Origin of the sequence: Novosphingobium sp. 18050, assembly GCF_902706195.1 — a bacterium.
In the GTDB taxonomy this organism is placed as follows: Bacteria; Pseudomonadota; Alphaproteobacteria; order Sphingomonadales; family Sphingomonadaceae; genus Novosphingobium.
In genome coordinates, this window is sequence record NZ_CACSJO010000005.1 from 168,945 (window position 1) to 185,318 (window position 16,374).

Consider the following 16,374-nt stretch of genomic DNA (forward strand, 5'->3'; position numbering starts at 1 on the left):
CCACCGCACTTTCGCACGTCTATCGCTTGCAGTACGAAACGTGCCTGAGTGCGAACCCGGGACCGACGTGATTGGGGTCTGATTTGAATACCTTGAGCCGGTTTACCGAACGACTCCCGCTCCTCCCCGGCCGACCAGTCCTGCGCTACGGCGCGGCACTGGTGCTGTGCATTTTCGCACTATGGCTGCGCTGGGTGCTCGACGACGCATTCCCGCCGGGATATCCGTTCCTGACCTTCTTCCCGGCGGTGATCCTCAGCTCGTTCCTGTTCGGCGCGCGCCCCGGCGTCCTTGCCGCCGTACTCTGCGGAATCTTCGCCTGGTATGTGTTCATACCTCCACGCATGACGTTCGGGACGGACGGCGGCACGGTCACGGCAATGCTGTTCTACCTCGGCGTGGTCACCGTCGACATCTGGCTCGTCCACCTGATGCAAACCGCCAATGCCCACCTTAACACCGCCCGCGAGGAAGTGCGCCTGCTCGCCGAGGAACGCGGACACCTGGCCGCACGCGCGGAGCTTCTGTTCCAGGAGATGCAGCACCGCGTCGGCAACAACCTGCAGATGGTGGGCGCGGTCCTCTCGTTGCAGATGCGCACCCTCAACGAGCCGACCGCACGCAAAGCCTTGTCAGACGCCGCCGCGCGGCTCCAGGTCATCGGCAATATCCAGCGCCAGCTCTACCGGCAAGACGGCCAGCTGGTCCCGCTCGACCGTTTCCTCACCGAAGTCTCCGGCAAGATCATGGCCTCCAGCGCCCCTCCCGGCATCACCTGCCATGTCGACGCAGAGGCCGGCATCATCCTGCGCCCCGACAGTGCGGTGCCCGTCGCCCTGATCGTAAGCGAGGCAATCGCCAACGCGCTCGAGCACGGGTTCGCAGGCCGCCCTGCCGGGCGCATCGCGCTCTGCATGGCCCGCCGTGACACCTCCATCGTGCTCAGCGTGGAGGACGATGGCGTCGGTCTCCCACCCGGCCTGGACCCCACCAGCACAGACAGTATCGGCCTGCGCATCTCGCGCGTCCTAAGTCAGCAGCTGGGGGCGGAAATGGCGCTGGAAAGCCGCGAATCGGGCGCCTGCATGACCCTTCACCTTCCCCTTTCCCGACTTGCGGAACCCGCCCAACAGGCGCTTTAAGCGCCCCGAACCGCCCGGCCGCAGGGCTTGCGAGCCAAAACGAACATTATCCTTGCCCCCGCTAGCTTGAGATTCAGCGGCAGACGCCTACATTGGCAATCTGAAAGGACGGTTTCCCCGAATGAACGACGACCAGCCAAGCGGCAATCCCTGGGTCAAGAGCCTGCTCGTATGGGGGGGCATCTTCCTCGCGCTCCTGATGGTGGTGTCGATGTTCGGCGCGCGCACCACGACGGGCCCGTCGATTCCCTATTCCGATTTCCGCAGCAAGGTGGCGGAAGGCAGCGTCGCCTCGGTGGAGATCGCCGAAGACCGTATCGACGGAAAGCTGAAGAACGGTGACACGTTCAGCACGGTTCCTGTGCAGAACGACATCACCCTCACCCAGCTCCTGTCGCAGAACGACGTCAAGTATTCGGGCAAGGAAGCCGAACAGGGCAGCCTGCTGCTTTACATCCTCGCGCAGACCCTGCCGTTCCTGCTGATCGTGGGCATCGCGTTCTTCGCGCTGCGCCAGGTCCAGAAGGGCGGCGGTTCCGGCGCGATGGGCTTCGGCAAGTCCAAGGCCAAGATGTTGACCGAACGTTCGGGCCGCGTCACCTTCGACGACGTCGCCGGCATCGACGAAGCGCGTGAGGAACTGGAGGAAATCGTCGAGTTCCTCCGCGATCCCACCCGCTTTTCCAAGCTGGGCGGCCAGATTCCCAAGGGCGCACTGCTGGTCGGTTCGCCCGGCACCGGCAAAACCCTCCTTGCCCGCGCCATTGCGGGTGAAGCGGGCGTGCCTTTCTTCACCATTTCCGGTTCCGACTTTGTCGAGATGTTCGTGGGCGTCGGCGCCAGCCGCGTGCGCGACATGTTCGAACAGGCCAAGAAGAACGCGCCCTGCATCGTCTTCATCGACGAAATCGACGCCGTCGGCCGTCACCGTGGCCACGGCCTCGGCAACTCGAACGACGAGCGCGAGCAGACGCTGAACCAGCTGCTGGTCGAAATGGACGGCTTCGAAGCCAACGAAGGCATCATCATCATCGCGGCGACCAACCGTCCCGACGTGCTTGACCCCGCGCTGTTGCGCCCGGGCCGCTTCGACCGCCAGGTCGTGGTCCCCGTGCCCGATATCGAGGGCCGCGAGAAGATCCTCGCCGTGCACATGAAGAAGGTGCCGCTTGCCCCCGATGTCAATCCGCGCGTCATCGCGCGCGGCACGCCGGGCTTTTCGGGCGCCGACCTCGCGAACCTTGTGAACGAGGCAGCCCTGCTTGCGGCCCGCCGCAACAAGCGTCTCGTCGCCATGCAGGAATTCGAGGACGCCAAGGACAAAGTCATGATGGGCGCGGAACGCCGCTCCATGGTCATGACCGACGACGAGAAGAAGATGACCGCGTACCACGAGGCCGGCCACGCGCTAGTCTCGGTGCACGAGCCTGCTTCAGACCCGATCCACAAGGCCACCATCATCCCGCGCGGCCGCGCCCTCGGCATGGTGATGCGCCTGCCGGAGCGTGACAGCTACTCCTATCACCGTGACAAGATGCTCGCGAACCTCTCGGTCGCGATGGGCGGCCGCGTCGCCGAGGAACTGATCTTCGGCTACGACAAGGTCTCGTCGGGCGCTTCGGGTGACATCCAGTATGCCACGGGCCTCGCGCGCAGCATGGTCACCAAGTGGGGCATGTCGGACAAGCTCGGCCCGCTCCAGTACGAGGAAACCCAGGAGGGTTACCTCGGCATGGGCGGCTCGAACCGCACGATGGGCTCGGACGATACCAACCGCCTGATCGACAGCGAAATCCGCGTGCTGGTCGACAACGCCCACGCCCGCGCCACGCAGATCCTCAAGGACCAGAACGAGGCTCTGCACACGCTGGCGCAGGCAATGCTGGAATACGAAACGCTCTCGGGCGAAGACATCAAGCAGTTGCTTGAAGGCGGCTCGATCGATCGCCCCAGCACGCCGCGCGGCGCTTCGACCCCGCGCCCGCTCTCGGGTTCGGCCATTCCGAAGTCGGGCAAGCGCTTCAGCGGCGGCACCGCTCCGCAAGGTGCCTGACAGACGTTAAAGTTCTCCGACGGGAGAATGCAGGAGGGGCGCCAAGGTCTGACCTTGGCGCCCCTTTGCTTTTGATCGCAGCTTTCAGAATTATCATCGGGAAGATCCGTGCCGAGATAGCGCTCCGCACGGAAACTGCTGGCCCCCGCTTCCCGGCCAGCTAAGCAGTCCGCGTCCGCGCCGTCAGTTCGCGCGCTGCGCCAGCTTCTTTTCGATGGCGTTCCACAGCCGCGCAAAGGACCGCGCCGCCGGACTTTGCGGTGCGAGGGCGCCAACCGGCTGGCGGTGGACCGCGCATTGTTCGACCACGCTGGCATAGGGGATCGACGGCCAGTTGGGGTTCGCCTCCTGCGCCTGCTTGTGCAGTGCGCGGCGCATGTCGAGCATCGAGAGGACCGGCAGGATCGGCGGGTGACGCTTGGTATTGCCCGCAATCTCGCGCACCACCAGATCGAAGGCGCGCGCCGACAGCGGCGACGGCGGCAGCGGCACGATGACCAGGTCGGCGGCGCGCACGATCTGCGCGGAAAGCTCGTTCATCACCGGCGGGCAGTCGAGGATGATGCGCGAATAGTCGGCCGCCAGTTCCTCGGTCAGCCTGGCCAGCCGCTTGCGCTTGCCGATCCGCGCAAGCTGCGCGTCAAGCGTGCGGATCGATTCGTCCGCAGGCAGGATGTCGAGATCGGCAAAGGCCGTCTTCTGGATCAGCCCGGCAGCCGAGCGTTCCCGCGCAAAAACTTCCTCGGCAAGCTGCGCCTCCTGCGGCTCAAGGCCGTAAAGAAACGCCGATCCGCCCGCAGCGTCGAGGTCCCACAGCAGAGTGCGCCGCGCGTTCGTCACTGCCGAACACCACGCAAGATTGGCCGAGAAGGTAGTCTTACCGACCCCGCCCTTGACGCTGTAAACGGCGATCGTCGCACTGCCAGCCAACCCGCCGGTCGTCCGCGCTTCATCTTTCACGGACACGTCAAGGGGACCGGCCCTGTTGGGCGGTCCCCCGGAAATTCCGATAATACGAGGTAGTTTCGATTTAGATCCCACCTCGTGATCGTCGCCTGCCGCGGCGCGACAGTCAACGAAAAGGATCAGCCGTCGTAGTCGCCGCCGATCGAGGTGTTGCGCGTCGGTGCCGAAGCCGTGATGCGCAGAGCCTCTGCCGACTGGCTGAGCGAGCCGACTTCGTCCATCTCGTCATCGTCGTCAGGCAGGACGCGCTGCATCGAGGTAACGAGCGTTTCCTTGAGGGTCGACGGGGTCACCGTCTGCTCGGCAATCTCGCGCAGGGCGACGACGGGGTTCTTGTCGCGGTCACGCTCGAGCGTGAGTTCCGCGCCGCCCGAAATCTCCCGTGCACGCTGGGCAGCCAGCAGGACGAGGTCGAAACGGTTGGGGATCTTGTCGACGCAGTCTTCGACAGTTACGCGCGCCATGGGCACTCCCGGTAAAGAATCTAAAGGTTCGGAAAGGACAGTGGTTAGGCGCGCGCCGTGCCAAAGTCAAGAAAATGGGGCGGACTGCTGCTGCCTGTCGCGAAGCGATGAGCATACGGCGGCCCGTGGGGGCCGACGGAGAGGGCTTTGCCCCTCCATCCACAACCCGGTGCGCAGCCGGTGCCCCTCCCCGAGCAAGCCCGGGGAGCTGTCACTACCCCTGCGTGAAGCCCAGCGCCAGCTTCGCCAGCTCAGGGAATGCCTCCGCCCGTTCCCGCGCCTGCGCATTGGCCGCGGTGCCGCGGATCACGCGGCCCTTGATGCCATGGAAGATCGCCGCGAGGCGGAAGAAGTTGAACGCCATGTAATAGCGGTAGTCGGGCATGCCCTCGCGGCCGGTGCGTCGGCAGTAGGCGGCGACGTATTCCGTTTCGGTCGGGATGCCCAGCGCGGCGATGTCCGCCCCGCCAAGGCCCGCAACGATATGCGGGGGCATGTGGTACATCATCGCGTTATAGGCGAAGTCGGCCAGCGGATGGCCCAGTGTCGACAGTTCCCAGTCCAGCACCGCCAGAACGCGTGGCTCGGCGGGGTGGAAGATCATGTTGTCGATGCGAAAATCGCCGTGGATCACGCTGGAGGCGCCGTCATCCTCGGGCATGTTCGCCTCGAGCCAGGCGATCACCGCGTCCATGTCGTCGTTTCGGCCAGCCGCTTCGTCCGCGAAATACTGCTTCGACCAGCGGCCCACCTGACGGGCGAAGTAATTGCCCGGCTTGCCGTAATCGCCCAGTCCGATCGCCTCGGGATCGAAAGAATGGAGCTGCGCGATGGTGGCGTTCATCGCGTCGAAGATGCCGGCGCGTTCTTCGTTCGAGACGCCGGGGACGGTCGCGTCCCAGAAGATGCGGCCCTCGACCATTTCCATGACGTAGAACCACGTGCCCAGCACCGAATCGTCAGTGCACAGGCCGTAGACCCGCGCCGCCGGGAAGCCCGCGCCGTGGAGCGCGGACAGCACTTTCGCCTCGCGTTCCACCGCGTGGGCGCCCTTGAGCAGTTCGCCCGGCGGCTTGCGGCGCAGGACATAGGCGCGGCTGGGCGTCACCAGCTTGTAGGTGGGGTTCGACTGGCCGCCCTTGAACTGCTCGACCGTGAGCGGCCCGGCGAAGCCTTCGACCTCGGCCTCCATCCAGCGGATCAGCGCCGCCTCGTCGAAGGCGTAGCCCTCGCGAACGGCAGTGGTGCCCGAGTTGGCTTCCGCTACATCGCTCATGCGGGCTCAGCTTCTTTCGCTGCCAAGGCTTCCTGCGCCTTGCGCCAGTCACGGCGGATTTTCTTGGCGAGGCTCCATTTGTGGACTTCAGTGGGGCCGTCATAAATGCGAAAAGCGCGCACTTCGCGGAACACCTGCTCCACGATAGTGCGTTCCGTGACGCCGGTGCCACCCATGACCTGCACGCAGTTGTCGGCGATCTTCATCAAGGCCTCGGAGACCGAAACTTTCGCCATCGAGCTTTCGACGGTGCCCAGCGATCCGGTGTCGAGCACGCCCGCGCACCAGTCGATCATCAGCTCGCACTGCTTTATGAGGATCTCGTTTTCGGCGAGCATGAAGCCCACGCCTTCATGCTCGATCAGCTGCTTGCCGAACGCCATGCGGCGGCAGGCATAGTCGCTGGCGATCTCATGCGCGCGGATGCAGCAGCCCAGCCAGCGCATGCAGTGCGACAGGCGGGCCGGGGACAAGCGGATCTGGGCGTATTTGAAGCCCTCACCCGGCTGGCCCAGCATCTGGTCGGCGGGGACGCGCAGGTTGTCGATGGTCAGGGTGGCGTGGCCGCCGGGCATCGAGCTGTCGATCGTGTTCGGCACTTCGTCGATGCGAATCGCCTCGTCCGGCAGGTCGACCAGGAACATGCAGGCGCCGCCCTTTGTGTCTTCCTCGGCCGAGGCCGCCATGACGATGCCCACCATCGCGCCCTGCGCGCCGGTGATGAAGGTCTTGCGCCCGTTGATGACCCACTGGTTGCCGTCCTTGTGGCAGGTGGTCTTCATCATCGAGGGGTCGGAACCCGCGCCGCCCCATTCGGCAGGCTCGGTCATGAAGAAGGCGGAGCGGCCCTTGCCCTCGACCAGCGGCTTCAGGAAGCGTTCCTTCAGATCGGTCGAACCGACGTGGCCGATCAGGTACATGTTGCCCTCGTCGGGCGCCATGGTGTTGCAGGCCAGCGGGCCGAGCGGCGAAAGGCCCGACTTGATGAGGACAACCGCCGTCTCGCGCTGGGTGAGGTGCGAACCGTCCGCCTTGATGTGCGGGGTGAGCACGCCGGCCTCACGGGCCAGGCTGCGCATCTCCATCATCAGCTCATCGGTGGGCGCACCGTGGTGATCGCGGCGCGGGTCCTTCTCGAACGGCACCACCACATCGCGCACGAAAGCTTCGACCCTGGCGGCCATGTCGAGTGCGTATTGGGAAATCTCGGTCATTACTGAAGCACCCGGATCGGATCGGAGCCATCCCAGTCGCGGGCGGCATCCTTCATCATCTGAAACAGCCCTTCGGTGCCGCTGAGCGGCTGAAGGTACTCGATTACGTGGCCGGGGCCCTGGCCGGGATCGACGTAGATCACTTCGCCGTCCGCGCCGACCTTGCCCTCGACGATAACCTGCGCGCCTGCTTCTGCACAGGCTGCCCGCGCTTCTGCGATCGATTCGACGAAGACGCAGACATGATGCAGGCGGTCCCGCACGGCATATTCGCCGGAGTAGAGCGAAGGCGCATCGCTGTCGGTCTTGATAAGCTCGATCTGGATATCGCCCCAGTAGCCGATCGCCATCGTAAAGATGGCGTCGGTCGGTTCGCCCTTGTATTTCATCTCGTCGAGCCGGACGTCGTTGAGCACGAAGAACGGACCGACGCCGACGGTTTCGATCCAGTATTTCATCGTGGCGTCGAAATCGGTCGGGAAGTAGGCGAGCTGGATCACGTCGCCGAGCCGCTTGAGCGGGCCCGGTTTCATGATTGCTGTGGTGGTAGCCTCTCCGGTCATTGTTTTTCCTTTCAGGCGAACATGCCTTCCGGCGCCTCGATCAGCCCCTTGAGCGTCTGCAGGAACTGCGCGCCCGCAGCGCCGTCGATGGCGCGGTGGTCGACCGAGAGCGTCACCGAGATGCGGGTTTCGAACGCGATGCCGCCGTCGTCAGTCTCCACCGGCTGGCGCAGGGCAGCGCCCACGGCCAGGATCGCGCCCTGCGGCGGGTTGATGATCGCATCGAAGTTCTCGATCCCGAACATGCCAAGGTTGGAAACGGAAAACGTGCCCCCGTCCATGTCGTCCATGCTCAGCTTGCCGGCCTGCGCCTTGTCGATCAGGCGGCGGGTTTCGGCCGCGATCTGGTCGATGCGCATGAGGTTGGCCTGCCGCACCACCGGCGTGACGAGGCCCTTGGGGCTGGCCACCGCAATCGACACATCCGCATGCGGAAAGCGGTGGATTTCCTGGCCGTGCACCTGCACGTTGACGTCCGGGTGTTTGGCAAGCGCCGTAGCGCAGGCCTTGACGATCCAGTCGTTGACCGAGGCCTTGCAGCCCAGCACCACGTTGGCGGTCCGCCGCATTTCCATCAGCTTGTCTGCGCTGGCGGACATGCGCAGGTAGAAGTGCGGCAGCTCCTGCTTGGCCTGCGTCAGCCGCTGGGCAACGACCTTGCGTACGCGGTCGAAGGGCACGACCTCGGGGCGGTTTTCACCAGCCACGAACTCCGGCGTGCCGAAACCGGCAGCGGTTTTCGTTTCCGGCACAAGCGCCAGAACGTCCGCCTTGGAGATACGGCCACGCGGGCCGGTGCCGGTGAGGCCCGACAGCGAGAGGCCGTGGAGCGCGGCGATGCGGCGGGCGAGCGGCGATGCCAGCACCCTGAGGTCGTCGGGCTCCACCGCCAGCACGCCTTTGGGCGCCGCCGAGGAAGGACCGCGCAGAGCCTTGATTACATCCTGATGGGTAATCCGGCCTCCGCGTCCTGATCCCTCGACACCCGAGATATCGACGCCTTCCTCTTCCGCGAGGCGCAGGGCCTCGGGGCTGATCGGGCGGTTGGTGTCGATCTTGACGCGCTGCTTCTCAGGTTCCGGGGCAGCGGCCACGGCGGCGGGTTCAGCTGCCTTGGCCTTCTCCGCGCCCCCCTTTGCTGCACCTTGGGCGATACCGCCCTCGGCAGGCTTGAAACCGGACACGAAGGCTTCGATCTCGTCATCCGAGTGCGCGCCTTCGTCGAAGACTGCCAGCAGTGCACCAACCGGCTCCTCACCCGCGCCGCCAGCGACGATGATGCGGCGCACGGTGGCGTCGTATTCGGCCTCGACTTCATTGGTGATCTTGGCGGTTTCGATCAGGCACAGCGTCTGGCCGCGCTTGAAGCTGTCCCCTTCCTTGACCATCCAGTCGGCGATGGTTCCCTCGGTCATTTCAATGCCCCATTTGGGCATCGTGAATGCGCGGATGCGGCTCATGTCAGCGCCTCTCTCAACGGTAATCGAGCGTCTTGCGCACGGCCGCCGCGATCTTCGCGGGGCTGGGCAGGTAGGCGCTCTCGAGTTCGCGGGCGAACGGTACGGGCGTGTGCGGCGGCGTCACCATCTCGATCGGCGCCTTGAGGCTGGCGAAAGCCTTCTGGGCGATGAGCGAGGACAGGTCGGTCGCCAGCGAGCAGCGTGGCGGCGCCTCGTCGACGATCACGGCGCGCCCCGTCACTTCCACCGAGTCGAGGATCGCTTCCTCATCCAGCGGCGAGGTTGTGCGGATGTCGATCACGTCGCAGCCGATGCCGTCCTGCGCCAGATCGTCCGCCGCCGTCTCGGCGTAGCGAACCATCATGCCGCTGGCGACGATGGTCACGTCCTTGCCGGCGCGCGCAAGGCGCGCGTGGCCGAAGGGGATGCAGAAGTCCGGGTCTTCGTTGACCTCGCCGGTCAGGCCGTAAAGGAACTTGTGCTCAAGGAAGACCACCGGATCGTCATCGCGGATCGCCTGGCGCATCAACCCGCAGGCGTCTTCGGGCGTGGTCGGCATGACCACCTTGATGCCGGGCATGCCGGTGACGAACTGGCTGATCATCTGGCTGTGCTGGGCAGCGGCGTTGTAGCCGGCGCCGCAGGGCATGCGGATCACCGCCGGGCAGACAGACTTGCCGCCAAACATATAGCGGAACTTGGCGATCTGGTTCCAGAGCTGGTCCATGCTGACGCCGATGAAGTCGGCGAACATGATCTCTGCGATGGGGCGTTTGCCGGCCAGAGCCAGACCGCCCGCCGCGCCCATGATGGCGCTTTCGCTGATCGGCGTGTCGATCACCCGGTTTGGCCCGAAGGCGTCGTAGAAGCCGGTCGTGGTCGACCAGATGCCGCCGATGGCCTCAGGCCCGCCGGCAGTGCCCATGCCGCCGACCACGTCTTCGCCCAGAACCACAACCCGCTCGTCGCGCTGCATTTCCTGGAACATCGTGTTGCGGATGGCGTCGCGATACGTCAATTTTGCCATTGTTCTCGCTCCTGCCGTCAGTAGCTGATGTAGACGTTGTCGAGGACGTTCTCGGGCTGGGGACGTGCCCCTGCCCGCGCTGCCGTAACGGCATCCTCGATCGCCTGGAGAGCGTCCGCGTCGATCTTGTCGAGGTCGGCGGCGTCGAGCAGCGCCGCGCCGGTCACGCTGGCGCGGAAGATCTTAAGGCAGTCACGCTCGGCGCGCAGGCGATCGAGTTCGCCCTCGCCGCGGTAACGCTGCGGATCGCCCTCGAAGTGGCCGAAGAAACGCTCGGTGTCGAATTCGACCGCCGCCGGGCCGTTGCCGGGGGTGCGCACATATTCCAGCACTTCGCGAAACGTGTCGTAGACCGCGAAGAAATCGGTGCCGTCCGCGCGCCATACCTTCATGCCGAACGCTTCGGCGCGGCTGGCGATATCCTGCACGGTGCCGACGGCGTAATCGACGCCAGTGTGCTCGGAATAGTGGTTGTTCTCGAAGACGAAGATGCACGGCGCCTTGGTGACGACCGCAAGGTTCATCGCCTCGAAGGTGGTGCCCTGATTGCAGGCGCCGTCGCCCGAGAAGGCGAGCGCAATGGCCAGCTTGCCGTTTTCATCCGGGCCGTCGATCTTGTTCGACAGCGCCGCGCCCACCGCGATCGGAGCGCCCGCGCCGACGATACCGTTGGCGCCGAGCATGCCCTTGTCGATGTCGGCGATGTGCATGGAGCCGCCCTTGCCGTTGCAAAGGCCGTCCTGGCTGCCCCAGATTTCCTTCATCATCCCGTCCACGTCGCAACCCTTGGCAAGGCAGTGGCCGTGGCCGCGGTGGGTGGAGACGATCTTGTCGCGCTCGGTCAGGTGTTCGCACACGCCGACGGCAACGGCTTCCTGTCCGCAGTAGAGGTGGGTGAAGCCTGCGATTTCGCCGGTCTGGATCTCCTCATGGAGCCGTTCCTCGAATTCGCGGATCAGCTTCATCTGCCGATAGGCGCGGGTCAGCGCCTCGCGGTTCAGCTGCATCAGGATTTCCTCTCGTTTGTAATATGGATACGCGGGGGCTTCGACAGGCTCAGCCTGAGCGGGGTGGAGAGCAGATTGCCTACCCTACTCCGCTCATGCTGAGCTTGTCGAAGCGTCACAGGCCCAGCACCGATTTGGCGATGATCGTGCTCTGGATTTCGTTGGTCCCGCCAAAGATCGTCCAGGCCCGGCTGTTGAGATAGCGCGCGGAAGCGACTTGCGCTCCCTTGGAGTGAAGGCCCTGCGGCGCATTGTCACCGTATAGCGGACGCGCGGTTTCCAGCTGGAGACCGGCGGGGCCGTAAAGGTCCACGGCCAGCAGATCGATGTCCTGTCGCAGGTTGGAGGCGAGCAGCTTGGTCAGCGAGGTCTGCGGGCCGGGCTTGCGGCCCTTGGCGATCTCGGAAATGATCTTCAGTTCGATCATTTCGAGCGCGTTGACCGAAAGCCGCGCCTTGGCGACACGGCGCCGCCAGTCGGTCTGGTCGGACAGCGCGCCGCCCTTCCCGTCGCTTTCCAGCTTCGCAGCGGCCTCGATCTGGTCGAGATCGTAGCCCAGCTTGGGGGCGTGGCACGATCCGCCGCGCTCGTTTTCGAGGAGGAACTTGGCGATGGTCCAGCCCTGCCCCTCGCCGCCGACGAGGTTTTCGGCCGGGACGATCACGTCCTCGAGGAACACCTGGTTGACCTCATGGTCGCCGGCATTGGTCAGGATCGGGCGCACCGAAACGCCGGGGCTGTCGAGGTCGATCAGCAGGAACGAGATGCCCGCCTGCTTCTTCACCTCGGTATTGGTGCGGACCAGCGTGAACATGCGGTTGGCATGGTGGGCGTGGGTGGTCCAGATCTTGGAGCCGGTGACGCGGTAGTGATCGCCTTCCAGTACCGCGCGGGTCTTCAGGCTGGCAAGGTCGGAGCCTGCGCCCGGCTCGGAGAAGCCCTGGCACCAGTAGTCTTCGCCAGAGAGAATGCGCGGCAGGACCTGCGCCTTTTGTGCATCGGTGCCGAAGTTGTAGACCACCGGAGCGAGCAGCTTGAGGCCCAGGACGGTAAGGTTGGGCGCGCCGGCGGCGGCGCACTCCTTCTCGAACAGGTAGCGCTGCAGCGGGGTCCAGCCGGTGCCGCCGTGTTCGGCAGGCCACTGGTAGCCCAGCCAGCCTTTCTTGTTGAGCACGCCGTTCCAGACTTGCCCGATCTCCGGCTCGACGAAAACGGATGGGGTCGCCGCCGCGCCGGCCTTCACGTCGGCAGGCAGATGATCGCGCAGGAAGGTGCGGACCTCGTCGCGGAAAGCGGCGTCTTGCGGGGAAAGTTCGATATCCATCAGCGTTCCAGAATGGTGACGGCGGAGACGCCCGGCGCGCCGTAGACGTGACTGTAAGCCGTCTTCGGCGAGTTCGGGACCTGACGGCCACCGCCGTCGCCCCGCAATTGCACTACGTTTTCAAAGACCTGGCGCAGACCCGATGCGCCGATCGGCTCACCACAGGCGAGGCAGCCGCCATCGGTATTGACCGGCAGCGCGCCGCCGATCTCGGTATGGCCCTCGGCCAGCCACTTCTCCTGCTCGCCATCGGCGCAGAAGCCGTTTTCGGCCATATGCATGATCTCGGCGCCGGCCTCGGTGTCCTGAAGCTGGGCGACGTCGATGTCGCCCGGGCCGATACCGGCAAGGCGGAAGGCGTCGGCCGAGGCGATGCGCGAGGCCGTGCCGCGCGGGCGGGTATCGTCCGCCACCACGTCGACCGAAGGCGCGAAGACTTCGAAACTGCTGGGCGGGCGGGTGCGCATGGTCGCAGCCTTGAGGCGGATCAGCGGCTTGCCCAGTTCGCGCGCCTTCTTCTCGCTGGCGAGGATCAGCGCAACGCCGCCCTCTGCGGGCGAGCAGAACATGTACTTGGTATAGGGATCGCTGACCAAGGGCGCGGCAAGGATGTCCTCCAGCGCGACCGGCTGGCGGCGCCATGCATGGGGCGCGTGGACGGCGTTACGAAACGCCTTTTCCGCCACCCGGCCCAGCGTCTCCTGCGAGATCCCGAACATGCTCATGTAGCGCATGATCTTGGCCGCGAAGAACTGCGTGGTGACCATTTGGCCCATCTCGCCGTACCAGTCGGGCAGGTTGTATTCAGCTGGCAACGCATTGAAGGCGCCGCGCGGATGCTTGTCGAAGCCGACCGCGAGGCCGATGTCGAACTCGCCCGACTTGATCGCCATCTGCGCGGAAAACAGCGCCGACCCGCCCGCCGCGCAGCCGTTGCGCACGTTGATGAACTGCATCCCGGTCAGGCCGAGGCGGTCGACCATGGTGTCGGGATTACCCGCCGCGTCAGAACTGCCATAGGCAAACTGGACCTGCGGCCAATCCACCCCGGCGTCGACTAGGGCCTGACGCACGGCGAAGACGCCCTGATCCACGCCGGACAGGCCATCGGTGCGCCCGAACGGGTGGATGCCGATGCCGACGATGCACACGTCACCGCTCATGCTGCGTCTCCATGGGGCTGGAATGCGGGGATGAAGACGCTGTCTGCATCCTCGGGGTTCAGCGGCGCGGGTGCGAAACGCACCGCCATGCCGATCTTCACGTCCTCGAAGGCAACGCCGTAAAGCGGCGCCTCGACGATGACCTCGCCGGGCAGCTCGACATAGGCGACCACCCAGGGCGCGAAAGCCTCAGGCCCCGCGTAAGGCGGCGTCTTGGGGCGATAACGCTGCACGGTGTAGGACCACAGCGATCCCTCCCGCGAAAGGGGCACGGGTTCATATGTCGTGGCGGATGGGCACGGGAAGACGATGCGGCCGGTTTCCCGGTCCTTGCCACCAATCAGGCGCGGCTCGGCCTCGTCCGTGAACAGCCCTGTTGCAATCGCGCGCATCTTGCTCCCGCTTCCCATACAAACTTGGCCGGTATTGATATCCGGTCATGAGAACGGTTTAAGCCTGCCTGCCCCGGCATTGTGACTCACCAAAACGCTAGGGTAGTCATTGCGCTAGTTCGTGCGACCCGGGGTATGTTCGGGAAAACCCGGCGCAGCGGGAGACGAGCAACATGGCCAGGCAGTGGGACTATATCATCGTAGGGGCCGGTTCGGCTGGATGCGTCATGGCCGAACGCCTGAGCGCGGACGGCAAGGCGCAGGTCCTCGTGCTGGAAGCCGGCGGCGAGAACGACAGCTTCTGGGTGACCCTGCCCAAGGGTGTCGCCAAGCTGGTGAAGAAGCCTGAACACATGTGGGCCTACGCCGTCTCCCAGCCGCGCGATCCGGGCAGCAATTCGCCCGGAGGCGAAGTCTGGATACGCGGCAAGGGCCTTGGCGGTTCGTCCTCGATCAACGGCATGATCTGGAGCCGGGGCGAAAAAGCCGACTACGACGCATGGGAAAACGAAGCCGGTGCCACCGGCTGGAACGGTGCCAGCATGACCGAGGCCTTCCTCGAACTGGAAGACCACGCCGCCGGACCATCGTCGATGCGCGGCAGCGGAGGCCTCGTGCGCGTCGATCCGGCCTGCTTCAAGTACCCCCTGGCCGAGCGCATGATCGAGGCCGGTGAAGCGATGGGCCTTGCCCGCGTCGACGATCTCAACGGGACGCCGGGACCGCGCGTGGGCTACTACAGCCACAATATCCGCGGCGGTAAGCGCGATTCGTCCGCCCGCACCTACCTCGCAGCGGCGCGGGGGCGGCCCAACGTCACGGTGCTGACCGGCGTGATGGCCCAGCGAATCGTCTTCGAGGGCACCCGGGCCGTCGGCCTCGACGTTACCGTGAACGGCCGCCGCCAGCGTTTCGACTGTGCGGGCGAGATCGTGGTGAGCGCGGGCGCCATGGAAAGCCCGTTGCTGCTGCAGCGCTCAGGGATAGGCGACGCGGACCGGCTGGCGGCAGCGGGCATTCCCCTCGTCGCCCATTCGCCGGACGTCGGCGAGAAGATGATCGAACACCTCTCGATCTCGATGCCGTTCCGGCTGGATCGCGGCAAGGGTACGAACAAGAGCTTCTTCGGCATCGGTGCCGCATTGGCGATGCTGCGCTATCTCCTGCGCCATGACGGCGTACTCGCCACCGGCCCGTTCGAGATCGGCGCGTTCTGCAACGTCGCCCACCCGGACGGGCGCACCGACGCGCAGTTCTACCTCGGCGGCTATACCTTCAAGGTCGGCGACGACAAGGACCCGGTCCCGCTCGACAAGATCGACCCAAAGCCCGGCGTCACCATCTACGGCCAGCTCCTGCGCCTTACCAGCGAGAGCAGCGTGCGGGCGACCGGCCCGTCAGCAGACGACCTGCCCGACATCCACCACAATTTCCTTACGACGGAGCACGACAAGGCCTCGGCCATCGCCATGGTCCGCCGGATGCGCGCCTATATGCGCGCGGGCCCATTGGGTCGGATGATCGGCGCCGAACTGGTGCCCGGCGCGCAGGTCGAGAGCGACGAAGACGTGCTGGCGATGTTCCGCAACCTGTCGAGCTGCGGCCTCCACGCCATCCGCTCGTGCCGCATGGGCGCGGATGCGGACGCCGTGGTCGATGCGCGCCTGCGGGTGAACGGAGTACAAGGCGTGCGCGTGGCGGACTGCTCGATCATGCCCTGGCACGTGACCGGCAATACCAATGCGCCGGCCATGGCGGTGGGCCTGCGCGGCGCGAAACTGATGCTGGAAGACAGGGGCTGATCCTCCCTGCAAGGGGAGGAACGCGACGTCAAAGCGTCAGCACCATGAACTGGTTGTGCTCGCTGGCATCGTAATCCGCGAAAGGCCCGCACGAAACGAACCCCGAGCGGCGGTAAAGCGCGATCGCCGGGGCGTGGAGATCGGCCGTGCCGGTCTCCAGATGAAGCGCCTCGTATCCGCGCGCCCTTGCCTCGGTAACGATATGCCCCAGCAGCGCACGGCCGACACCCGTTCCCCGTGCCGAGGGCGCCGCGCGCATCGACTTCACTTCGCCCCGGCCCGCCTCAAGCTGTTTGAGCGCACCGAAACCGGCTAGGTCACCGTCCCGCCATGCCGTCCAGAAGGTGACGTCGGGTGAAGACAACCCGCTCGCGTCGAGGGCAAAGGCATGCTCCCCCATGACGCTGCGCAGTTCGCGAAGGTGATGGGCGAGAAGGTCGGACACATGGGATGCCGCCGGATCGTCCAGCCTGATTTCCAACTCGTGATCCTTCAGGATTTGCATGATGCGCTGAAGGCCC

General features: G+C 65.4%; 15 protein-coding genes. 3 read left to right on the forward strand and 12 right to left on the reverse strand.

Features of this window, described 5'->3' with window-relative positions:
• Positions 1-92 precede the first annotated feature (92 nt).
• Positions 93-1,142 carry a sensor histidine kinase gene (locus GVL61_RS07915; protein WP_159978721.1) on the forward strand — a complete coding sequence of 350 codons (1,050 nt, stop codon included), beginning with the start codon at positions 93-95 and terminating at the stop codon, positions 1,140-1,142.
• A gap of 121 nt (positions 1,143-1,263) precedes the next feature.
• Entirely contained in the window at positions 1,264-3,195 is a 1,932-nt protein-coding gene (gene ftsH / locus GVL61_RS07920; RefSeq protein ID WP_159978723.1) for an ATP-dependent zinc metalloprotease FtsH, read from the forward strand.
• A 183-nt stretch (positions 3,196-3,378) separates the two neighbouring features.
• Here ftsH and GVL61_RS07925 read toward each other — a convergent pair whose 3' ends face one another.
• From GVL61_RS07925 to GVL61_RS07975, 11 genes are all read right to left on the reverse strand, one after another.
• The gene (locus tag GVL61_RS07925; protein ID WP_235037573.1) at positions 3,379-4,155 is read right to left on the reverse strand and encodes a ParA family protein; all 777 of its coding nucleotides are present in this window, start codon (positions 4,153-4,155) and stop codon (positions 3,379-3,381) included.
• A 125-nt stretch (positions 4,156-4,280) separates the two neighbouring features.
• On the reverse strand, positions 4,281-4,625 hold the full coding sequence (rpoZ, locus tag GVL61_RS07930) for a DNA-directed RNA polymerase subunit omega (protein ID WP_059149591.1): 345 nt from the start codon (positions 4,623-4,625) through the stop codon (positions 4,281-4,283).
• Between the two features lie 214 nt (positions 4,626-4,839).
• Positions 4,840-5,901 carry a phosphotransferase gene (locus GVL61_RS07935; RefSeq protein ID WP_159978725.1) on the reverse strand — a complete coding sequence of 354 codons (1,062 nt, stop codon included), beginning with the start codon at positions 5,899-5,901 and terminating at the stop codon, positions 4,840-4,842.
• On the reverse strand, positions 5,898-7,115 hold the full coding sequence (locus GVL61_RS07940) for an acyl-CoA dehydrogenase family protein (protein ID WP_159978727.1): 1,218 nt from the start codon (positions 7,113-7,115) through the stop codon (positions 5,898-5,900). Before GVL61_RS07940 ends, GVL61_RS07935 begins: the two co-directional genes overlap by 4 nt.
• Positions 7,115-7,678 (reverse strand): VOC family protein, encoded by a 564-nt coding sequence (locus GVL61_RS07945; RefSeq protein ID WP_159978729.1) that lies wholly within the window; start codon positions 7,676-7,678, stop codon positions 7,115-7,117. The genes GVL61_RS07940 and GVL61_RS07945 overlap by 1 nt, the downstream gene beginning before the upstream one ends.
• Before the next feature lie 11 nt (positions 7,679-7,689).
• Positions 7,690-9,138: a 2-oxo acid dehydrogenase subunit E2 gene (locus GVL61_RS07950; RefSeq protein ID WP_159978731.1), complete on the reverse strand. Its 1,449-nt coding sequence runs from the start codon at positions 9,136-9,138 to the stop codon at positions 7,690-7,692.
• A gap of 13 nt (positions 9,139-9,151) precedes the next feature.
• Positions 9,152-10,165, reverse strand: a complete 1,014-nt coding sequence (locus tag GVL61_RS07955; RefSeq protein ID WP_043975589.1) for an alpha-ketoacid dehydrogenase subunit beta — start codon at positions 10,163-10,165, stop codon at positions 9,152-9,154.
• A 17-nt stretch (positions 10,166-10,182) separates the two neighbouring features.
• A complete protein-coding gene (locus tag GVL61_RS07960; protein ID WP_159978733.1) occupies positions 10,183-11,172 on the reverse strand; it encodes a thiamine pyrophosphate-dependent dehydrogenase E1 component subunit alpha in 990 nt (329 codons plus the stop codon).
• A 115-nt stretch (positions 11,173-11,287) separates the two neighbouring features.
• Positions 11,288-12,496, reverse strand: coding sequence for an acyl-CoA dehydrogenase family protein (locus tag GVL61_RS07965; protein ID WP_159978735.1), 1,209 nt, complete (start codon positions 12,494-12,496; stop codon positions 11,288-11,290).
• On the reverse strand, positions 12,496-13,659 hold the full coding sequence (locus tag GVL61_RS07970; RefSeq protein ID WP_159978737.1) for a thiolase family protein: 1,164 nt from the start codon (positions 13,657-13,659) through the stop codon (positions 12,496-12,498). Before GVL61_RS07970 ends, GVL61_RS07965 begins: the two co-directional genes overlap by 1 nt.
• Positions 13,656-14,051 carry a Zn-ribbon domain-containing OB-fold protein gene (locus tag GVL61_RS07975; RefSeq protein WP_159978739.1) on the reverse strand — a complete coding sequence of 132 codons (396 nt, stop codon included), beginning with the start codon at positions 14,049-14,051 and terminating at the stop codon, positions 13,656-13,658. Before GVL61_RS07975 ends, GVL61_RS07970 begins: the two co-directional genes overlap by 4 nt.
• A gap of 173 nt (positions 14,052-14,224) precedes the next feature.
• Here GVL61_RS07975 and GVL61_RS07980 point away from each other — a divergent pair, with 173 nt between their 5' ends.
• The gene (locus GVL61_RS07980; protein WP_159978741.1) at positions 14,225-15,853 is read left to right on the forward strand and encodes a GMC family oxidoreductase; all 1,629 of its coding nucleotides are present in this window, start codon (positions 14,225-14,227) and stop codon (positions 15,851-15,853) included.
• A gap of 28 nt (positions 15,854-15,881) precedes the next feature.
• On the opposite strand, the gene GVL61_RS07985 is transcribed toward GVL61_RS07980, so the two are convergent.
• On the reverse strand, positions 15,882-16,334 hold the full coding sequence (locus GVL61_RS07985) for a GNAT family N-acetyltransferase (RefSeq protein WP_159978743.1): 453 nt from the start codon (positions 16,332-16,334) through the stop codon (positions 15,882-15,884).
• Between the last annotated feature and the right edge of the window lie 40 nt (positions 16,335-16,374).

Bases quoted from the DNA above. Each gene is read 5' to 3' on its own strand.
- ftsH (WP_159978723.1), top strand. From the start codon at position 1,264: ATGAACGACGACCAGCCAAGCGGCAATCCCTGGGTCAAGAGCCTGCTC.
- rpoZ (WP_059149591.1), bottom strand. From the start codon at position 4,625: ATGGCGCGCGTAACTGTCGAAGACTGCGTCGACAAGATCCCCAACCGT.
- GVL61_RS07935 (WP_159978725.1), bottom strand. From the start codon at position 5,901: ATGAGCGATGTAGCGGAAGCCAACTCGGGCACCACTGCCGTTCGCGAG.
- GVL61_RS07940 (WP_159978727.1), bottom strand. From the start codon at position 7,115: ATGACCGAGATTTCCCAATACGCACTCGACATGGCCGCCAGGGTCGAA.
- GVL61_RS07945 (WP_159978729.1), bottom strand. From the start codon at position 7,678: ATGACCGGAGAGGCTACCACCACAGCAATCATGAAACCGGGCCCGCTC.
- GVL61_RS07950 (WP_159978731.1), bottom strand. From the start codon at position 9,138: ATGAGCCGCATCCGCGCATTCACGATGCCCAAATGGGGCATTGAAATG.
- GVL61_RS07955 (WP_043975589.1), bottom strand. From the start codon at position 10,165: ATGGCAAAATTGACGTATCGCGACGCCATCCGCAACACGATGTTCCAG.
- GVL61_RS07960 (WP_159978733.1), bottom strand. From the start codon at position 11,172: ATGCAGCTGAACCGCGAGGCGCTGACCCGCGCCTATCGGCAGATGAAG.
- GVL61_RS07965 (WP_159978735.1), bottom strand. From the start codon at position 12,496: ATGGATATCGAACTTTCCCCGCAAGACGCCGCTTTCCGCGACGAGGTC.
- GVL61_RS07970 (WP_159978737.1), bottom strand. From the start codon at position 13,659: ATGAGCGGTGACGTGTGCATCGTCGGCATCGGCATCCACCCGTTCGGG.
- GVL61_RS07975 (WP_159978739.1), bottom strand. From the start codon at position 14,051: ATGCGCGCGATTGCAACAGGGCTGTTCACGGACGAGGCCGAGCCGCGC.
- GVL61_RS07980 (WP_159978741.1), top strand. From the start codon at position 14,225: ATGGCCAGGCAGTGGGACTATATCATCGTAGGGGCCGGTTCGGCTGGA.